A 14,424-nucleotide genomic window follows, 5' to 3' on the forward strand; every position below is an offset into this window, starting at 1 on the left:
CATGCCTACCGCCTTGTCCGAGTTGCAAATTCGCTTGGGCTACGCCTTTCGGCAGCCCGGCTTGTTGCAACAAGCGGTCACGCATCGCAGCTTCAGCGCGGACCACTATGAGCGCTTGGAGTTTTTGGGCGACTCAGTGCTGAATTTGGCGGTGTCGCACATGCTTTACGCCCAGTTGGCCGACATGCCCGAAGGAGACCTGTCTCGTGTGAGGGCCAACCTGGTCAAGCAAGACACGCTCCATCAGCTGGCCAAAACGCTGGATGTCTCTGCGGTCATGCGTTTGGGGGAAGGCGAAATGCGTTCAGGTGGTCAAGGCCGTCCCTCGATCTTGGCCGATGTGCTGGAAGCCATCATTGGCGCGGTGTACTTGGACGGCGGCTACAAAGACGCACAAGCTTTGGTGGAGCGCTTGTTCCAGAAAGTCGACATCAAGCCCGACATGCAGGCGGTGGGCAAAGACCCCAAGACCGAACTGCAAGAATGGCTGCAAGGCCGCAAGCTGGCTTTGCCCAAATACACCGTCATCGGCACCTCTGGGGCCGCACACCGTCAGGTGTTTGAAGTCTCTTGCGAAGTGACCGAACTGCGCCTGACCCAACAAGGCTCGGGCGCATCGCGCCGCGCAGCAGAACAAGCAGCGGCCGAGGCCCTGCTGAAAATCCTCAAATCAGAAAGCGCCGCATGAGCACCGACAAAATTCAGGGCGATGAGCCCGAACGCACAGCACACGAGCAAATCGTGCGCCGCCCGGTGCAAATCGCAGGCGTGACCATCCAGCCGCGTGACAGCAGCGAAGCCGCCACCTTGCCCGCTGTGACCATCGCGGCCCCTGTGGCGGTCGAAGGTCAACGTTGCGGCCTGGTGGCCATTGTGGGCAAGCCCAACGTGGGCAAATCGACTTTGCTCAACGCCTTGGTTGGCCAGAAGATCAGCATCACCTCGCGCAAGGCGCAGACCACGCGCCACCGCATCACCGGCATCCGCACGCAAGGGGCCAATCAGTTTGTGTTTGTGGACACGCCCGGTTTCCAGACCATCCATGGCACAGCGCTCAACAAGTCGCTGAATAAAACCGTGGTCGGTGCTGTGAGCGATGTGGACCTCGTGCTGTTTGTGGTCGAGGCTGGCAGCTTCACCACGGCAGACGCCAAGGTCTTGGCCCTGCTCAAGCCCGGCATCCCGGTCTTGCTGGTGGCCAACAAGCTCGACAACGTGCACCGCCGTGGCGACATCGCCCCCTGGTTGAGCGAGATGCAAGAGCGCCACGCCTTCACCGAGTTTTTCCCCATGTCGGCCAAGCAACCCAAAGACATTGAGCGCTTGCTCGGCGTTTGCGAAAAGTACCTGCCCGAGCAAGCTTGGTTTCACGCCGAAGACGAACTGACGGACCGCAGCGAGAAATTCTTGGCCAGCGAGATGGTGCGCGAAAAGCTGTTCCGCCTGACTGGCGATGAGCTGCCTTACACCTCCACCGTGGTGATTGACAAGTTCGAAGAAGAAGCGGGCCGCACCGCCAAGCGCATGCTGCGCATTGCAGCGACCATCGTGGTCGAGCGCGAAGGCCACAAGGCCATGGTGATCGGTGACAAGGGCGAAAAGCTCAAGCGCATCGGCACCGAGACCCGGGTAGAGCTGGAAAAGCTGCTGGACGCCAAGGTGTTCATCGAGCTGTGGGTCAAAGTGCGTTCCGGCTGGGCCGACGACGAAGCCCGTGTGCGCTCCTTCGGTTACGAATAAACACCCAGCATGGCGACCCGACGGATCGCGGATGAGCCAGCCTATGTGCTGCACCGCTACGACTGGAGCGAAACCAGTCTGATCCTGGAGGTCTTCACCCGCCACCATGGCCGCGTGGCGGTGGTGGCCAAAGGGGCCAAGCGCCCCAGCTCCAGCTTTCGCCCTGTGCTGCTGCCCTTGCAACCCTTGTCGCTGACCTTTGGTGGTGATGGCGACATCCGTACGCTCAAGTCGGCCGAGTGGGTGGGGGGGCATGTCATGCCGACCGGAGAGGCCCTGCTGTCGGGCTACTACCTCAACGAATTGCTGATGCGCTTGCTGGTGCGTGATGATCCGCATCCCCGCTTGTTCGAGGTGTACGCCGCCGCAGTGCGCCTGCTGGCCAGTGGCGAAGCCTGTGCTTTGCAATGGGCCCTGCGCGGCTTTGAGCTGATCTTGCTCAAAGACATAGGCTTGCTGCCCGCGCTCAATGCCCAGACGCTCACCTTGAAGCCCTTGAATGCCGATGAGCATTACGCGCTGGTGCCCGAAGCTGGGCTGCAATGGGTGCCAGCCGATGATCGCAACGCCTTGATGGGCACGCAATGGCTGGCCCTGCACGCCGCATTGGACGACGCCAAGCCCATGGCGGCCTTGGTGCGAGACTGCGCTGACTTGCTCATTCAACTGCAGCGCCCCATGCGCCTGATGCTCAACTACCATTGCGGTGTGGGCGCTTTGCGCACCCGCCAAATGATGCTGGACCTGCAAACCTTATGAACCACTCTTCTTCCAACGTTGCCCTGTCGGTGAACGTCAACAAAGTGGCGCTGCTGCGCAACTCTCGCCACTTGGGCATTCCCAGCGTCACCCGTGCCGCCCAGCTGTGCCTGCAAGCGGGCGCCCAAGGCATCACCATCCACCCCCGCCCGGATGAACGCCACATCCGCGCCACGGACGTGAGCGAGCTGACCGCCTTGATGCAAGCTTGGCCCGACCGCGAGTTCAACATCGAAGGCAACCCCTTCCACAACCTGATGGATCACGTGCGCGCCGTGCGACCGCACCAGGTGACCTTTGTGCCCGACAGCGAAGGCCAGTTCACCAGCGACCATGGCTGGACCTTCCCGCAAGACGCCGAGCGCCTGAAGCCTCTGATCGATGAATGCAAGGTGCTGGGCGTGCGTGTCAGCCTGTTCATGGACCCTATCCCTGAGCAAATGGCCGCTGCCCGCGCTGTGGGCGCCGATCGGGTGGAGCTGTACACCGAGCCCTATGCCGCCAGCTGGGGCACGCCAGACAATGCCATGCAATTGCAGCGCTACGCCGATGCCGCCGATGCAGCCACCCAGGTGGGCTTGGGCCTGAACGCTGGACACGACCTCAACCGAGACAACTTGCCCGCCTTCGTGGCCGCTGTGAAGGGCTTGCAAGAGGTCTCGATTGGTCACGCCCTGATCGCCGACGCGCTGGAGTTGGGTTACGCCGCCACGGTGCAGGCTTATCTGGCCTGCCTGAAAAAATGATCTACGGCATCGGCACAGACATCTGCGACATCCGCCGCATCCAGGCCAGTCTTGACCGGCACGGCGAGCGCTTTGCCGCCAAGGTGCTGTCCGATGCCGAAATGGCCACTTGGAAAGCCCGCAGTGCCCGCTGGCCCGAACGCGGTGTGCGGTATCTCGCCACCCGGTTTTCGGCCAAAGAGGCCTTCAGCAAGGCCATTGGCTTGGGCATGCGCATGCCCATGACCTGGCGCCTGTGCGAAATCGGCAAACTGCCCAGCGGTCAGCCGGTCATCGTGTTGCACGGGGTGCTGAAAGAGTGGTTTGAAACCAAGGGCTTGAGCGCCCACATCACCGTGACCGATGAGAGTGAATACGCTGCCAGTTTCTGCGTGGTCGAGACCTTGTCAGCCCCGTTGGCGGGCGCTGTTGACCGCATCGCCCCTTGAATTTGAGTGGTTCACCCTGAACTGTTGGAAGACCGATGAGCATCCACGCCCCCTTGATCCTGGACATTGAAGGCCACCGCCTGAGCGACGTGGACCGCCGCCGCCTGGCGCATCCGCTCACCGGCGGCATGATCTTGTTTGGCCGCAACTGGCACAGCCGAGCACAGCTCACCGACTTGTGCGCCGAGATCAAAAGCCTCCGTCCTGACCTGTTGATCGCGGTGGACCACGAAGGCGGCCGTGTGCAGCGTTTTCGCACCGATGGTTTCACCCATTTGCCCAGCATGCGCGCGATTGGCGAACTCTGGGGCCAGGACGAAAAAGGCCAGCCCGGCACCGGTGTGCTCAAGGCCTGCGAAGCGGCCACCTCGGCAGGCTTTGTGCTGGCCAGTGAATTGCGTGCTTGCGGCGTGGACTTCAGCTTCACGCCTGTGCTCGATCTGGACCATGGCGAGAGCGGCGTCATTGGCGACCGCGCCTTTGCCCGCGACCCGCGTGTGGTGAGCCTGTTGGCCCGCAGCCTGATGCAAGGCTTGCTCCAAGCGGGCATGGGCAATTGTGGCAAGCATTTCCCCGGACACGGCGCGGTCAAGGCCGACTCGCATGTGGCCTTGCCGGTCGACAAGCGCAGCCTCAAAGCCATCTTGGCCGACGATGCGCAGCCTTACCGCTGGCTGGGCAGCGTGCTCACGGCGGTGATGCCAGCGCATGTGATCTACAGCAAGGTCGACAGCCGCCCGGCGGGCTTCTCGCCACGCTGGCTGCAAGACATCCTGCGGGCCCAGCTGGGTTTTCAGGGCGTGGTTTGCACGGACGACTTGTCGATGGCCGCCGCACGCCAACTGGACGGGCGCACGCTCAGCTATACCGAAGCCGTGGTGACCGCATTGCAGGCCGGGTGCGACTTGGCCTTGCTGTGCAACCGCTCGGCCGTCAACGGCGGCGCTGAACTGGACGAGGTGCTTGACCAATTGGCCGAAGCCCAGCTGAAAGGCCAATGGCAACCCAACGAGGTCAGTGAAGAGCGCCGGCTGAACCTCTTGCCGCGCTCACCCGCACGCGCCTGGGATGAGCTGGTGCGGTCGTCTGATTACATGCAGGCGCTCGATCGCCTGCCTTGATCTTGTTTTGAGAAAGAAAAAGTTGTGGCCACTTTGCTGACTTGGGTGTTTCGCCTGTTCATGGCCTTCATGGGGCTGGCCTTTTTGCTGGGCCTGGTGGTGGCCTTAGGGCTCTACATCGTGTGGGCCACGCTGCGCTGGCTGCTGACTGGGCGCAAGCCGCAGGTGGTGATGGTCTGGCAACAGTTCAGTGCCATGCGCAAGAACTTTGGCCAGGGCGGTTTCCGTGGGCAAACCGCCCCTGGATCCGAGGAGGCTTGGGGCCGTGCGCAGGCTCGCTCTTTCGACGATCAGGTGGTTGATGTCGAAGTGCGTGAGGTGGTCGAAGACGCGCCGCGTTTGCCGCCCGAGCGTCGTGGTTGAGCCTTGATGGAGCCATGAAAAAACCCGGCCTTGGCTGGGTTTTTTGTGGGGTGTGTGCCGCTTATTCCTGCACGTGGCGCAGTGCAGGGAACAAGATCACATCGCGGATGCTGGCGCTGTCGGTCAGCAGCATCATCAGGCGGTCAATGCCAATGCCGCAGCCGCCGGCAGGCGGCATGCCGTATTCGAGCGCACGCACAAAGTCGTGGTCGTAGTACATGGCTTCGTCGTCGCCGTCGTCTTTGGCGGCCACTTGGGCATGAAAGCGTGCGGCCTGGTCTTCGGCGTCGTTCAGCTCACTGAAACCGTTGCCGAACTCGCGGCCCGTGATGTAGAGCTCAAAGCGCTCGGTCACTTCGGGGCGGGTGTCATTGGCGCGGGCCAAGGGCGAGATTTCTGTCGGGTGCTCCATGATGAAGGTCGGCTCCCAGAGCTTGTCTTCCACGGTTTCCTCAAAATAGAACACCTGCAGGCTGGCCAAGCTGCGGGTGGACAGCTTGTTTTTCTCTTCGTTCATGCCCAGCTTTTTCAGGGCGTTGGTCAGCCACTCGGCGTTGTCCACGTTGTCGCCAGCCTCGGTGTGCTTCACGATCGCTTCGCGGATGGTCATGCGGGCGAAAGGCTTGTTCAGGTCCACCGGCTTGCCGTTGTACGTGAGGTCCAAAGTGCCTGCAGCGGTCATGGCCGCGTCGCGGATCAGGCTTTCCGTGAAGCCCATCAAGTCCTGGTAGTTCCAGTAGGCCGCGTAGAACTCCATCATGGTGAACTCGGGGTTGTGGCGCACCGAGATGCCTTCGTTGCGGAAGTTGCGGTTGATCTCGAAGACGCGTTCAAAACCGCCCACCAGCAGGCGCTTGAGGTACAACTCGGGCGCGATGCGCAAGAACATCTCTTGGTCCAGCGCGTTGTGGTGCGTCACAAAGGGCTTGGCGTTGGCACCACCGGGAATGGGGTGCAGCATGGGCGTTTCGACTTCCAAAAAGCCGTGCTGGACCATGAATTCGCGAATGCCGCTCACGGCCTTGCTGCGGACCACAAAGCGCTTGCGGGCGGCTTCGTCGGTCATCAGGTCCACATAGCGCTGGCGGTACTTCACTTCTTGATCGGCAATGCCATGGAACTTGTCCGGCATGGGCCGCAGGCTCTTGGTCAGCATGCGGATGCTGGTGGCGTGAATCGACAACTCGCCCGTGCGGGTCTTGAACAGATGGCCTTCCACGCCCACGATGTCGCCCAAGTCCCAGTGCTTAAACAACGCGTACAGTTCTTCGCCCACGTCGTCGCGGGTCACATAGACCTGGATGCGGCCCGTGGCGTCTTGCAAGGTGGCAAAGCTGGCCTTGCCCATCACGCGCTTGAGCATCATGCGGCCAGCCACTTTGGCGGTGGTTTTGGCCACGCCTTCGCCGTTCAGTTCTTCGGCGACTTTCTCGCCGTGGGCCTGGTGCAGGTTGGCCGCGTGGTGCTCGGGTTTGAAGTCGTTGGGGAATGCGACACCCTTGCCATCGGCCTGCGCCTGGCGCATGGCCTTGAGTTTTTCGCGGCGCTCAGCGATCAGCTGGTTTTCATCTTCTGGGGCTGGTGCAGGTGCTGGTGCCGTTTGGGCGTTGGCGTTCGTGTCGGACATGGCGGGCGGTGGTTGGGCTGGGTGCGCTGGGCACCTGAACCGGGGTTGCGGGGAACTGTGATTGCGCCAAGGCGCAAAGCCGTCTATTTTAAGAGTTTGCCGAGGGCTTTTGGCCGGGGCCGGTCGGGTTCTTGGCGCTTGGTTCCGAAGGGGCGACCAGATCGCCCACCAATTCCAGCCGCATCAAAGGCTCTTGCAGGGCAAACAGGCGGTATTTCATCTGCAAAGGCAAGGGCAGCAGCTCGCCCCAGCGATGTGACAGCCAACTGCAGTCTTGCAGTCGCCAGGCTTCGTTCCATGGCGGGACCACGCTGGGCTGAGCGCTCAGCTGGGTCAGGGCTTCGTGCATTTGGGTGGACAGGTGCTGCAGGTCTTCAGGCACTTGCACGGCAGGCTCGGGCGGCATGGGCTGTACCCGGCCCAGCCACAGGCCGTCGCCGCGTTGCTGCGTGGCTTCGATGCGAAACTTTTCCACGCCCCGGCACCAAACCACGACCAACCCAGGCTGGGGCCGCTCGATGCGCTCGATCTGCACCCGGGTGCCCATGGCCTCGAACTGTTCGGCCGCTGTACCGGGGCGGTGTACCTCGCGCCCCTGGGTCAGGGTGACCACGCCAAAGCCTGTGCCTTGGCGTTCACATTCGCCAATCATTTGTAAATAGCGCAGTTCAAACAGCTGCAAGGGCAAGAGTGCGCCCGGAAACAGCACCGTGCCCAAGGGGAACAGGGGCAATTCGGTCAAGGCTTCGGGGGATGGGGCTGGGCTTGCAGGCATCTGGGTATCATCGCACGAGGAGGAAAAAGCGATGTGGATGCAGATGGTGAACATGGTTTTGGAGGTGGCCGCGGGTTTGGTGGCGGGCACCTGTTTGTTGCGCTTTGTCATGCAGTGGCAGCGCATTTCGTTTCAGCAGCCTCTGGGGCGCTTTGTGTTTGCGGTGACCGATTGGCTGGTTTTGCCATTGCGCAAGGTCATCCCCGCAGTGTCAGGTTGGGATCTGTCCAGCTTGCTGGCTGCTTGGCTGGTAAAAATTTTCCAATATTTGTTGCTTTGGCTTTTTGCTGGTGATCGCGGACAGCAATTAGTGCAGTATCTTTTGCAGTGGTTGGGGGCAGATAGGCCTGTTGCGTTGGGTTTGTTGCCACTGGTGAGTCTGGTGGGCCTGGCGCAGTTGGTGGTCTCGGCGCTGGGCGCTTTGGTGCTGGTCTTGGCGCTCATGTCCTGGGTCAATCCGGGCTCGCCCATGCACGCGCTGAGTGAACGTTTGTGCAGCCCTTTTTTACGGCCGTTTCGTCGCTGGATTCCGCTCATCGGCGGCGTAGACCTGTCACCCATCGCCCTGCTGTTGGTGTTGCAGATGCTGGGCATGGTGCTTGCCCAGTTGCAAATGAGCTGGATGTACTGAACGGCGGTGTGATCCCCATGCAAAAGGCCCTCTTGCGAGGGCCTTTGTTTTTTAGAGCAGGGGATGCGGTCAGCTCACTGCATCGGCTGGCTGGCGCTGCAGCATGGCCAGTGTGCTGGCGATGGTCTTGCGCAGCTCGCGGCGGTCGCAGATGAAGTCCACTGCGCCTTTGGTCTGCAGGAACTCGGCACGCTGGAAGCCCTCGGGCAGCGTCACGCGCACGGTGGTCTCGATCACGCGGGGGCCTGCAAAGCCAATCAGAGCCTTGGGCTCGGCAATCACCACGTCACCCACAAAGGCAAAGCCAGCGGACACACCGCCCATGGTCGGGTCGGTCAGCACGCTGATGTAGGGCAGGCCTTTTTTGGCCAGGCGGGTCAGCGCGGCGTTGGTCTTGGCCATTTGCATCAGGGACAACAGACCCTCTTGCATGCGGGCACCGCCGGTGGCGGTGAAGCACACGAAAGGCACTTTTTGCGCAATGGCGGTTTCCACGCCGCGCACAAAGCGTTCGCCCACGACCGAGCCCATCGAGCCGCCCATGAAGTCGAACTCAAAGCAGGCCACCACCAACTCAATGTTGTGCACCGAGCCGCCCATGACCACCAGGGCATCGGTCTCACCGGTGTTGTCCATGGCTTCTTTGAGGCGCTCGGGGTACTTGCGGCTGTCCTTGAATTTCAAGGGGTCTACGGGCACCACTTCTTGGCCGATTTCGTAGCGGCCTTCACCGTCCAAGAAGGCGTTGAGGCGGGCACGTGCGCCAATGCGCAGGTGGTGCGAGCAGCTGGGGCAGACGTTCTGGTTTTCTTCCAGGTCGGTCTTGTAGAGCACGGTCTCGCAGCTGGGGCATTTGATCCACAAGCCTTCGGGCACCGAGCGGCGGTCGGCCGGGTCGGTGTGCTGGATCTTGGGGGGCAGCAGTTTTTCTAGCCAACTCATGAGGGTTCTCCTTCAGGGGCGGATTATCGTTGAAACGCCTTCGGCGACTTGCAACGGGATCAGGCGTCCAGCGCTTGGCGGATGCCGCTCAAAAACTCGGAGGCCACGGTGTTGACGCGATCGGCCGGTTCGGCATCGATCAACTGGATCAGGCGGCTGCCAATGACCACTGCATCGGCCACGCGGCTGATGGCCTTGGCTGTGGCGGCGTCGCGGATGCCAAAGCCCACGCCCACCGGCACGCTCACGTGCTGGCGGATGCGCGGCAGCATGGCTTCCACGGCGTCGGTGTCCAGCGTGCCCGACCCTGTGACGCCCTTGAGCGACACGTAATACACATAACCGCTGGCGACCTGGGCCACTTGCCGCATGCGCTCGTCGGTGGAGGTGGGGGCCAGCAAAAAGATCAGGTCCATGCTGTGGGCGCGCAGCTTGGCGGCAAATTCCACGCATTCTTCGGGCGGGTAATCCACAATCAGCACGCCGTCGACACCCGCAGCGGATGCGTCGCGGATGAAGCTGTCGGTGCCGTGTTTTTGGTCGTAGCGCTCCACCGGGTTGGCGTAGCCCATCAGCACCACGGGCGTGGTGGTGTTGGTCTGGCGGAACTCGCGCACCATGGCCAGCACCTGCACCAGGCCAATGCCCAAGGCCAGGGCCTTGTCGCCCGCCTTCTGGATCACGGGGCCGTCGGCAGAGGGGTCGGAAAACGGGACGCCCAACTCAATGATGTCGGATCCGGCGGCGGCCATGGCATGCATCAGCGAAGGGGTGCTGTTCGCAAACGGGAAACCTGCGGTGACGAAAGGGATCAAGGCTTTGCGGCCTTGCGCCTTGAGCTGGGAGAGGGTGGAATCGATGCGGCTCATGTCAGCCCTCACTTCACGAAATTCACGGGCTGCTCGCCGCCTTTGACCGATTGGCCTTGGCAGCTGGGGCGGCAATAAAAATCAGCGTTCGACAGGTCGGCCACGGTGCCGATGTCCTTGTCGCCGCGGCCGGACAGGTTGACCAAAATGCTTTGGTCAGGGCGCATGGTTTTGGCCAGCTGCATGGCGTAGGCCACGGCGTGGCTCGACTCCAGCGCGGGGATGATGCCCTCGGTGCGGCACAGGTAGTGGAAGGCTTCGAGCGCTTCCTTGTCGGTGATGCCCACGTACTCGGCGCGGCCGATGTCCTTCAAGAAGGCGTGTTCAGGACCGACACCGGGGTAGTCCAAGCCCGCGCTCACGCTGTGGGTTTCGGTGATCTGGCCGTTGTCGTCTTGCAGGATGTAGGTGCGGTTGCCGTGCAGCACGCCAGGGCTGCCCAGTTGCAATGAGCACGAGTGCTTGCCCGAATCCATGCCTTCGCCTGCGGCTTCCACGCCGATCAGACGGGTGTTCTCGTGGGCGATGTAGGGGTAGAAGATGCCCATGGCGTTGCTGCCGCCGCCCACGCAGGCCAGCACAGCATCAGGCTGTTCCTCGGCCATCTTCAAGCTTTTGAACATCTCGGGCATCTGTGTGAGGCACTCTTCGCCAATCACGCTCTGGAAGTCGCGAACCATCATCGGGTAAGGGTGCGGGCCTGCCACCGTGCCGATGATGTAGAAGGTGTTGTCCACATTGGCCACCCAGTCGCGCATGGCCTCGTTCAGGGCGTCTTTGAGCGTCTTGCTGCCCGACTCGACCGGGATCACGGTCGCGCCCAAGAGCTTCATGCGGTAGACGTTGGGGCTTTGGCGCTTGACGTCTTCGCTGCCCATGTAGACCACGCACTCCAGGCCGTAGCGGGCACAGATGGTGGCCGTGGCCACGCCGTGCTGGCCCGCGCCGGTCTCGGCAATGATGCGGGTTTTGCCCATGCGCTTGGCGAGCATGGCCTGGCCGATGGTGTTGTTGATCTTGTGGGCGCCGGTGTGGTTGAGGTCTTCGCGCTTCAAAAAGATCTGCGCGCCGCCCATCTCGCGGCTCATGCGGGCGGCGTGGTAGACAGGGGAGGGACGGCCCACAAAGTGCGCCAGCTCGGACTTGAACTCGGCCACGAACTCGGGGTCGTGCTGGTACTTGGCGTAAGCGTCTTTGAGCTCGTTGATGGCGTGCGTCAGGGTTTCGCTGACAAAGCTGCCGCCGTAAATGCCGAAATGGCCCTTGGCGTCGGGTTGTTGGTAATCGTACATGGGGTGTTCAGGCGGCCTAGAGTCCGCTAAAAATTCAAGAGAGGTCAGCGTCTGCAGCACGCACAGCCGCTACAAATTGCTGGATCAGGTCGGCATCTTTCAGGCCTTTGCCCGATTCAATGCCCGAGCTCACGTCAACGGCCAAAGACCGTGCCCGTGGGCGCAAGGTGCGCATGCCATCGGCCACGTTTGCAGGTGTGAGTCCACCAGACAAAACGAGGTGAGCATTGACGCTTGGTGGCAGCAGTGACCAATTGAATGTTTTCCCGCCGCCGCCGAACCCGTCGACATGAGCGTCGAGCAAGATGGCTTGGGCTTTTTGGTGAATTTCCGCAAATTTTACCAAGTCGAAGCGGGCCGCTTCGGTCAGGGGGATTCGAGCGGCCTTCAGGTGGGGGCGTCCCGTGGCTTGGCTCATGGCCTCGCAGAAATCTGCCGTTTCGTCGCCATGAAACTGCAGCAATGCGCCGGGCACTGCAGCGCAGGCCTGGCGGATGCGCTCGGGTGTGTCGTTCACAAACAGCAAGACGGGCGTGACAAAGGCGGGCAGCAGACCGGCCAGTTCAGCGGCGCGTTCGATGGTCACATGGCGCGGGCTGGGCGGGTAAAGCACAAAGCCGACCGCGTCTGTACCCGCCTGCACGGCGGCCTGAACATCGGCTTCGCGGGTGAAACCGCACATCTTGATGCGGGTGCGTTGCATGGTCATGGCAACCAGTCAAAGGGTGGGGTGGTGTCGGGCAGGCCCCATTGTGCATCGTAGATGGGGCCCGCAAAGTACAGGCCATCCGGCGAATAAGTGGGGGCGGCTGCGTCACGGCGCTTGGCATGCAGCACTTGCAGCATCCAGTCGGGACTTTGCTGGCCTTGGCCTACTTGGACCATGCAACCCATGATGTTGCGGATCATGTGGTGCAAGAAAGCATTGCCTTCAAACTCAAAACGCCAGTAATGGCCTTTGCGGGAGATGTCAATCTTGTGCAGCGTTTTAACGGGTGAGAGCGCTTGGCAGCTGCTGGCACGAAACGATGAGAAGTCATGCTCACCCAGCAAATGCAGGCTGGCTTGCTGCATGGCCTCTTGCGCCAAAGGTCGGTAGGACCAGCCCACGCGGCGTGCGTCGAGGCTGGGGCGCACGGGTGAGTCAAGCAGAACATAGACATAACGCCTGCCTGTGGCACTGGCGCGGCAGTGGAAGCTGTCGGGCACGTATTGCGCCCATTGGACGGCAATGTCACGCGGTAAAAAGCGGTTGGTTCCGCGCACCCAAGAATAGGGTGTACGGTCCAGGTCGGTGTCGAAATGCACCACCTGCATCAGGCCATGGACCCCGGCATCGGTTCGACCGGCGCACAGGGTGCTGACGCGGGGTACATCGCAAAAGGCCGCGAGGGCCTTTTCGAGTTTGTCCTGAATCGTCAGGCCGGAAGACTGGCTTTGCCAGCCTTGGTAGGCCGTGCCGCAATAGCTGACACCGAGCGCCAGCCTCACGCGATCTGATCGAGCATCTGTTGTGCTCGAGACCGTAGTTCACCACTGCCGTTTGAGGCGACAGACATGATCAGTGAGCGAGCCAATTCCTTGTCACCCGAGAGCAACAATTGGCTGGCCAGTGCCAGTTTGCTTTGTTCCTCCGCCTCGTTGGCGGGGGGGGTGGACGGTAAATCCAAGTCAATGCCAGCCATTTGAGGTGGAATATCCACAACCGGCTCTGTTGTGGTGGACGGGGTTGGGAAATCGTCATAAGACGGGGCAAACACTGCGTGGGATTGTGTGTTTTTCTTTCGGGAGTAGACCACCAAAGCCAAGAGGGCAAGCAAGGCGGCAACGATCCAGGCCCACTGCTGTATCAGTTGATCCATCCATGGGCGACTTTCAGTGCGCGTTTCCGGAACAGGTGATGGGGTGTCTGATGTTGTTGATTTTTTAGGATCTTTGGCCAATGCCTCGAGATCTTGCATATTTTTGTTCAGCGCAGCCAGTTGGTCTTCTTCATCTTTGGTTTGTCGCCCTGCAGCGAGTTTGGCCTCATCGCTGCCGTCACCCGCTTGGGCTTTGGACAAGGTCAATTTGTCTTGCTTCAAGCTGGGCGGGAGGGTATTTTGATTTTCCGGTGTGATGTTGCCTGACATTTCACGATTTTTGGCAGAGCCGACCAACAAAGCTGATTCGGCTACCCTGCGCGCGTAAGCGGCAAAGTCTCGGTTCTGTGCCGTGATGGCTTGATGCGCTTCTGTTCGTGAGACCTCAGTCGCTTCACTGGCGCTGGGTATACGCAAAACAGCACCCGCACGAACCAAATTGACGTTGCCTTCGATGAATGAATTGGGATTGTTGCGAACCATGGCCAACAGCATTTGGTCTAAGGATACGTTGTCGGGTACGCAACCCATGATCAAATGCGACACGGTATCGCCTGGGTTTATGGTGACGGTGTCACCGGCATTTTTGGTCAAGGCTTTTTGACGCTTGGCGGGGGATGCGCTTGAAGCCTGCATGCCGTTGTTGATGACTGGATCAAAGCGGTGGACTGGCGTCAGATGGCTGCTGCTGTCGATGCCACTTGATGGGGCATTCTCGTTGCTGGGGACAGGTGCTACCGCAACAGGCGCTGTGCGGGCTGGGTTGTACTCTTGTTGAAGTGGGGGCTGTGCTGACAAGCTCGCCTGCCGACCGGTCGCTGATGGACTGGCTGAATTGAGCAGCATGGCGTAGTTTTTGACTGTACGACCAGCTGACCATTGCGCTTCCAGGATCAAATCAATGAACGAATCCTGCACTGGGTTGCGACCACTCAAGACGATCACGGGGCGGCCGTCATGGCGGTTCTCAATCCTTGTAACCATGCCGCTCAATGCGGCATTGAATTCCATACCTGCTTGCCTAAAGCTCGCGGGTGATGCCAGCTGAGCTTGAAGACCGCGCAATTCATCTGGTGTGAATTGTGTGATTTCCACCTCGGCACGCAAGGGCTCACCAATAGAGGATTGAACTTGAAATTTGCCCAAGGTCAGAGCATGCGAGGGAAGACTACAAACAAGCAAGACGCCAACGCTGATGACCTTTGTTTTTGTCAATTTAGCTTTTTTAAGTGTCGTTTTATGCATATTCTCTGACCTATTTAGTTGTAT

16 protein-coding genes are annotated in these 14,424 nt (G+C 60.8%); 8 read left to right on the forward strand and 8 right to left on the reverse strand.

Annotated features, from left to right (window positions below; translation table 11 throughout):
- Position 1 precedes the first annotated feature (1 nt).
- From rnc to B9Z52_RS10135, 7 genes are read left to right on the forward strand one after another with little or no spacing between them, the layout of a single operon-like run.
- Positions 2 to 688 carry a ribonuclease III gene (rnc, locus tag B9Z52_RS10105; protein ID WP_108413718.1) on the forward strand — a complete coding sequence of 229 codons (687 nt, stop codon included), beginning with the start codon at positions 2 to 4 and terminating at the stop codon, positions 686 to 688.
- Complete coding sequence (gene era / locus B9Z52_RS10110) at positions 685 to 1,740, forward strand: GTPase Era (protein ID WP_108413719.1); 1,056 nt, start codon at positions 685 to 687, stop codon at positions 1,738 to 1,740. Before rnc ends, era begins: the two co-directional genes overlap by 4 nt.
- Positions 1,741 to 1,749: 9 nt before the next feature.
- On the forward strand, positions 1,750 to 2,499 hold the full coding sequence (gene recO, locus B9Z52_RS10115) for a DNA repair protein RecO (RefSeq protein WP_108413720.1): 750 nt from the start codon (positions 1,750 to 1,752) through the stop codon (positions 2,497 to 2,499).
- Positions 2,496 to 3,245 carry a pyridoxine 5'-phosphate synthase gene (locus B9Z52_RS10120; protein WP_108413721.1) on the forward strand — a complete coding sequence of 250 codons (750 nt, stop codon included), beginning with the start codon at positions 2,496 to 2,498 and terminating at the stop codon, positions 3,243 to 3,245. Before recO ends, B9Z52_RS10120 begins: the two co-directional genes overlap by 4 nt.
- Entirely contained in the window at positions 3,242 to 3,673 is a 432-nt protein-coding gene (acpS, locus tag B9Z52_RS10125; RefSeq protein WP_108413722.1) for a holo-ACP synthase, read from the forward strand. The genes B9Z52_RS10120 and acpS overlap by 4 nt, the downstream gene beginning before the upstream one ends.
- Positions 3,674 to 3,708: 35 nt before the next feature.
- Positions 3,709 to 4,794: a beta-N-acetylhexosaminidase gene (nagZ, locus tag B9Z52_RS10130; RefSeq protein WP_108413723.1), complete on the forward strand. Its 1,086-nt coding sequence runs from the start codon at positions 3,709 to 3,711 to the stop codon at positions 4,792 to 4,794.
- 24 nt (positions 4,795 to 4,818) lie between these two features.
- Positions 4,819 to 5,157, forward strand: coding sequence for a hypothetical protein (locus tag B9Z52_RS10135; protein ID WP_233251918.1), 339 nt, complete (start codon positions 4,819 to 4,821; stop codon positions 5,155 to 5,157).
- Positions 5,158 to 5,218: 61 nt separating this feature from the next.
- Here B9Z52_RS10135 and lysS read toward each other — a convergent pair whose 3' ends face one another.
- Both lysS and B9Z52_RS10145 read right to left on the reverse strand, forming a co-directional pair.
- The gene (gene lysS / locus B9Z52_RS10140) at positions 5,219 to 6,784 is read right to left on the reverse strand and encodes a lysine--tRNA ligase (protein WP_108413724.1); all 1,566 of its coding nucleotides are present in this window, start codon (positions 6,782 to 6,784) and stop codon (positions 5,219 to 5,221) included.
- Between the two features lie 88 nt (positions 6,785 to 6,872).
- Positions 6,873 to 7,559, reverse strand: coding sequence for an LON peptidase substrate-binding domain-containing protein (locus B9Z52_RS10145; RefSeq protein ID WP_108413725.1), 687 nt, complete (start codon positions 7,557 to 7,559; stop codon positions 6,873 to 6,875).
- Positions 7,560 to 7,590: 31 nt separating this feature from the next.
- Between B9Z52_RS10145 and B9Z52_RS10150 the strand changes: the two genes are divergently transcribed.
- Complete coding sequence (locus B9Z52_RS10150; protein WP_108413726.1) at positions 7,591 to 8,190, forward strand: YggT family protein; 600 nt, start codon at positions 7,591 to 7,593, stop codon at positions 8,188 to 8,190.
- Between the two features lie 69 nt (positions 8,191 to 8,259).
- Here B9Z52_RS10150 and accD read toward each other — a convergent pair whose 3' ends face one another.
- From accD to B9Z52_RS10180, 6 genes are read right to left on the reverse strand one after another with little or no spacing between them, the layout of a single operon-like run.
- On the reverse strand, positions 8,260 to 9,132 hold the full coding sequence (gene accD / locus B9Z52_RS10155) for an acetyl-CoA carboxylase, carboxyltransferase subunit beta (protein ID WP_108413727.1): 873 nt from the start codon (positions 9,130 to 9,132) through the stop codon (positions 8,260 to 8,262).
- A gap of 59 nt (positions 9,133 to 9,191) precedes the next feature.
- Positions 9,192 to 10,001, reverse strand: coding sequence for a tryptophan synthase subunit alpha (trpA, locus tag B9Z52_RS10160; protein WP_108413728.1), 810 nt, complete (start codon positions 9,999 to 10,001; stop codon positions 9,192 to 9,194).
- A gap of 8 nt (positions 10,002 to 10,009) precedes the next feature.
- A complete protein-coding gene (gene trpB / locus B9Z52_RS10165) occupies positions 10,010 to 11,293 on the reverse strand; it encodes a tryptophan synthase subunit beta (protein WP_108413729.1) in 1,284 nt (427 codons plus the stop codon).
- 34 nt (positions 11,294 to 11,327) lie between these two features.
- Positions 11,328 to 11,996 carry a phosphoribosylanthranilate isomerase gene (locus B9Z52_RS10170; protein ID WP_108413855.1) on the reverse strand — a complete coding sequence of 223 codons (669 nt, stop codon included), beginning with the start codon at positions 11,994 to 11,996 and terminating at the stop codon, positions 11,328 to 11,330.
- Positions 11,997 to 11,998: 2 nt separating this feature from the next.
- The gene (gene truA / locus B9Z52_RS10175; protein WP_108413730.1) at positions 11,999 to 12,784 is read right to left on the reverse strand and encodes a tRNA pseudouridine(38-40) synthase TruA; all 786 of its coding nucleotides are present in this window, start codon (positions 12,782 to 12,784) and stop codon (positions 11,999 to 12,001) included.
- Positions 12,781 to 14,400: a FimV family protein gene (locus B9Z52_RS10180; protein WP_108413731.1), complete on the reverse strand. Its 1,620-nt coding sequence runs from the start codon at positions 14,398 to 14,400 to the stop codon at positions 12,781 to 12,783. Before B9Z52_RS10180 ends, truA begins: the two co-directional genes overlap by 4 nt.
- Positions 14,401 to 14,424 lie beyond the last annotated feature (24 nt).

Origin of the sequence: Limnohabitans sp. Jir72 (genome assembly GCF_003063575.1) — a bacterium.
Taxonomy (GTDB): domain Bacteria; phylum Pseudomonadota; class Gammaproteobacteria; order Burkholderiales; family Burkholderiaceae_C; genus Limnohabitans_A.

Bases quoted from the DNA above. Each gene is read 5' to 3' on its own strand.
- rnc (WP_108413718.1), top strand. From the start codon at position 2: ATGCCTACCGCCTTGTCCGAGTTGCAAATTCGCTTGGGCTACGCCTTT.
- era (WP_108413719.1), top strand. From the start codon at position 685: ATGAGCACCGACAAAATTCAGGGCGATGAGCCCGAACGCACAGCACAC.
- recO (WP_108413720.1), top strand. From the start codon at position 1,750: ATGGCGACCCGACGGATCGCGGATGAGCCAGCCTATGTGCTGCACCGC.
- B9Z52_RS10120 (WP_108413721.1), top strand. From the start codon at position 2,496: ATGAACCACTCTTCTTCCAACGTTGCCCTGTCGGTGAACGTCAACAAA.
- acpS (WP_108413722.1), top strand. From the start codon at position 3,242: ATGATCTACGGCATCGGCACAGACATCTGCGACATCCGCCGCATCCAG.
- nagZ (WP_108413723.1), top strand. From the start codon at position 3,709: ATGAGCATCCACGCCCCCTTGATCCTGGACATTGAAGGCCACCGCCTG.
- lysS (WP_108413724.1), bottom strand. From the start codon at position 6,784: ATGTCCGACACGAACGCCAACGCCCAAACGGCACCAGCACCTGCACCA.
- B9Z52_RS10145 (WP_108413725.1), bottom strand. From the start codon at position 7,559: ATGCCTGCAAGCCCAGCCCCATCCCCCGAAGCCTTGACCGAATTGCCC.
- B9Z52_RS10150 (WP_108413726.1), top strand. From the start codon at position 7,591: ATGTGGATGCAGATGGTGAACATGGTTTTGGAGGTGGCCGCGGGTTTG.
- accD (WP_108413727.1), bottom strand. From the start codon at position 9,132: ATGAGTTGGCTAGAAAAACTGCTGCCCCCCAAGATCCAGCACACCGAC.
- trpA (WP_108413728.1), bottom strand. From the start codon at position 10,001: ATGAGCCGCATCGATTCCACCCTCTCCCAGCTCAAGGCGCAAGGCCGC.
- trpB (WP_108413729.1), bottom strand. From the start codon at position 11,293: ATGTACGATTACCAACAACCCGACGCCAAGGGCCATTTCGGCATTTAC.
- B9Z52_RS10170 (WP_108413855.1), bottom strand. From the start codon at position 11,996: ATGCAACGCACCCGCATCAAGATGTGCGGTTTCACCCGCGAAGCCGAT.
- B9Z52_RS10180 (WP_108413731.1), bottom strand. From the start codon at position 14,400: ATGCATAAAACGACACTTAAAAAAGCTAAATTGACAAAAACAAAGGTC.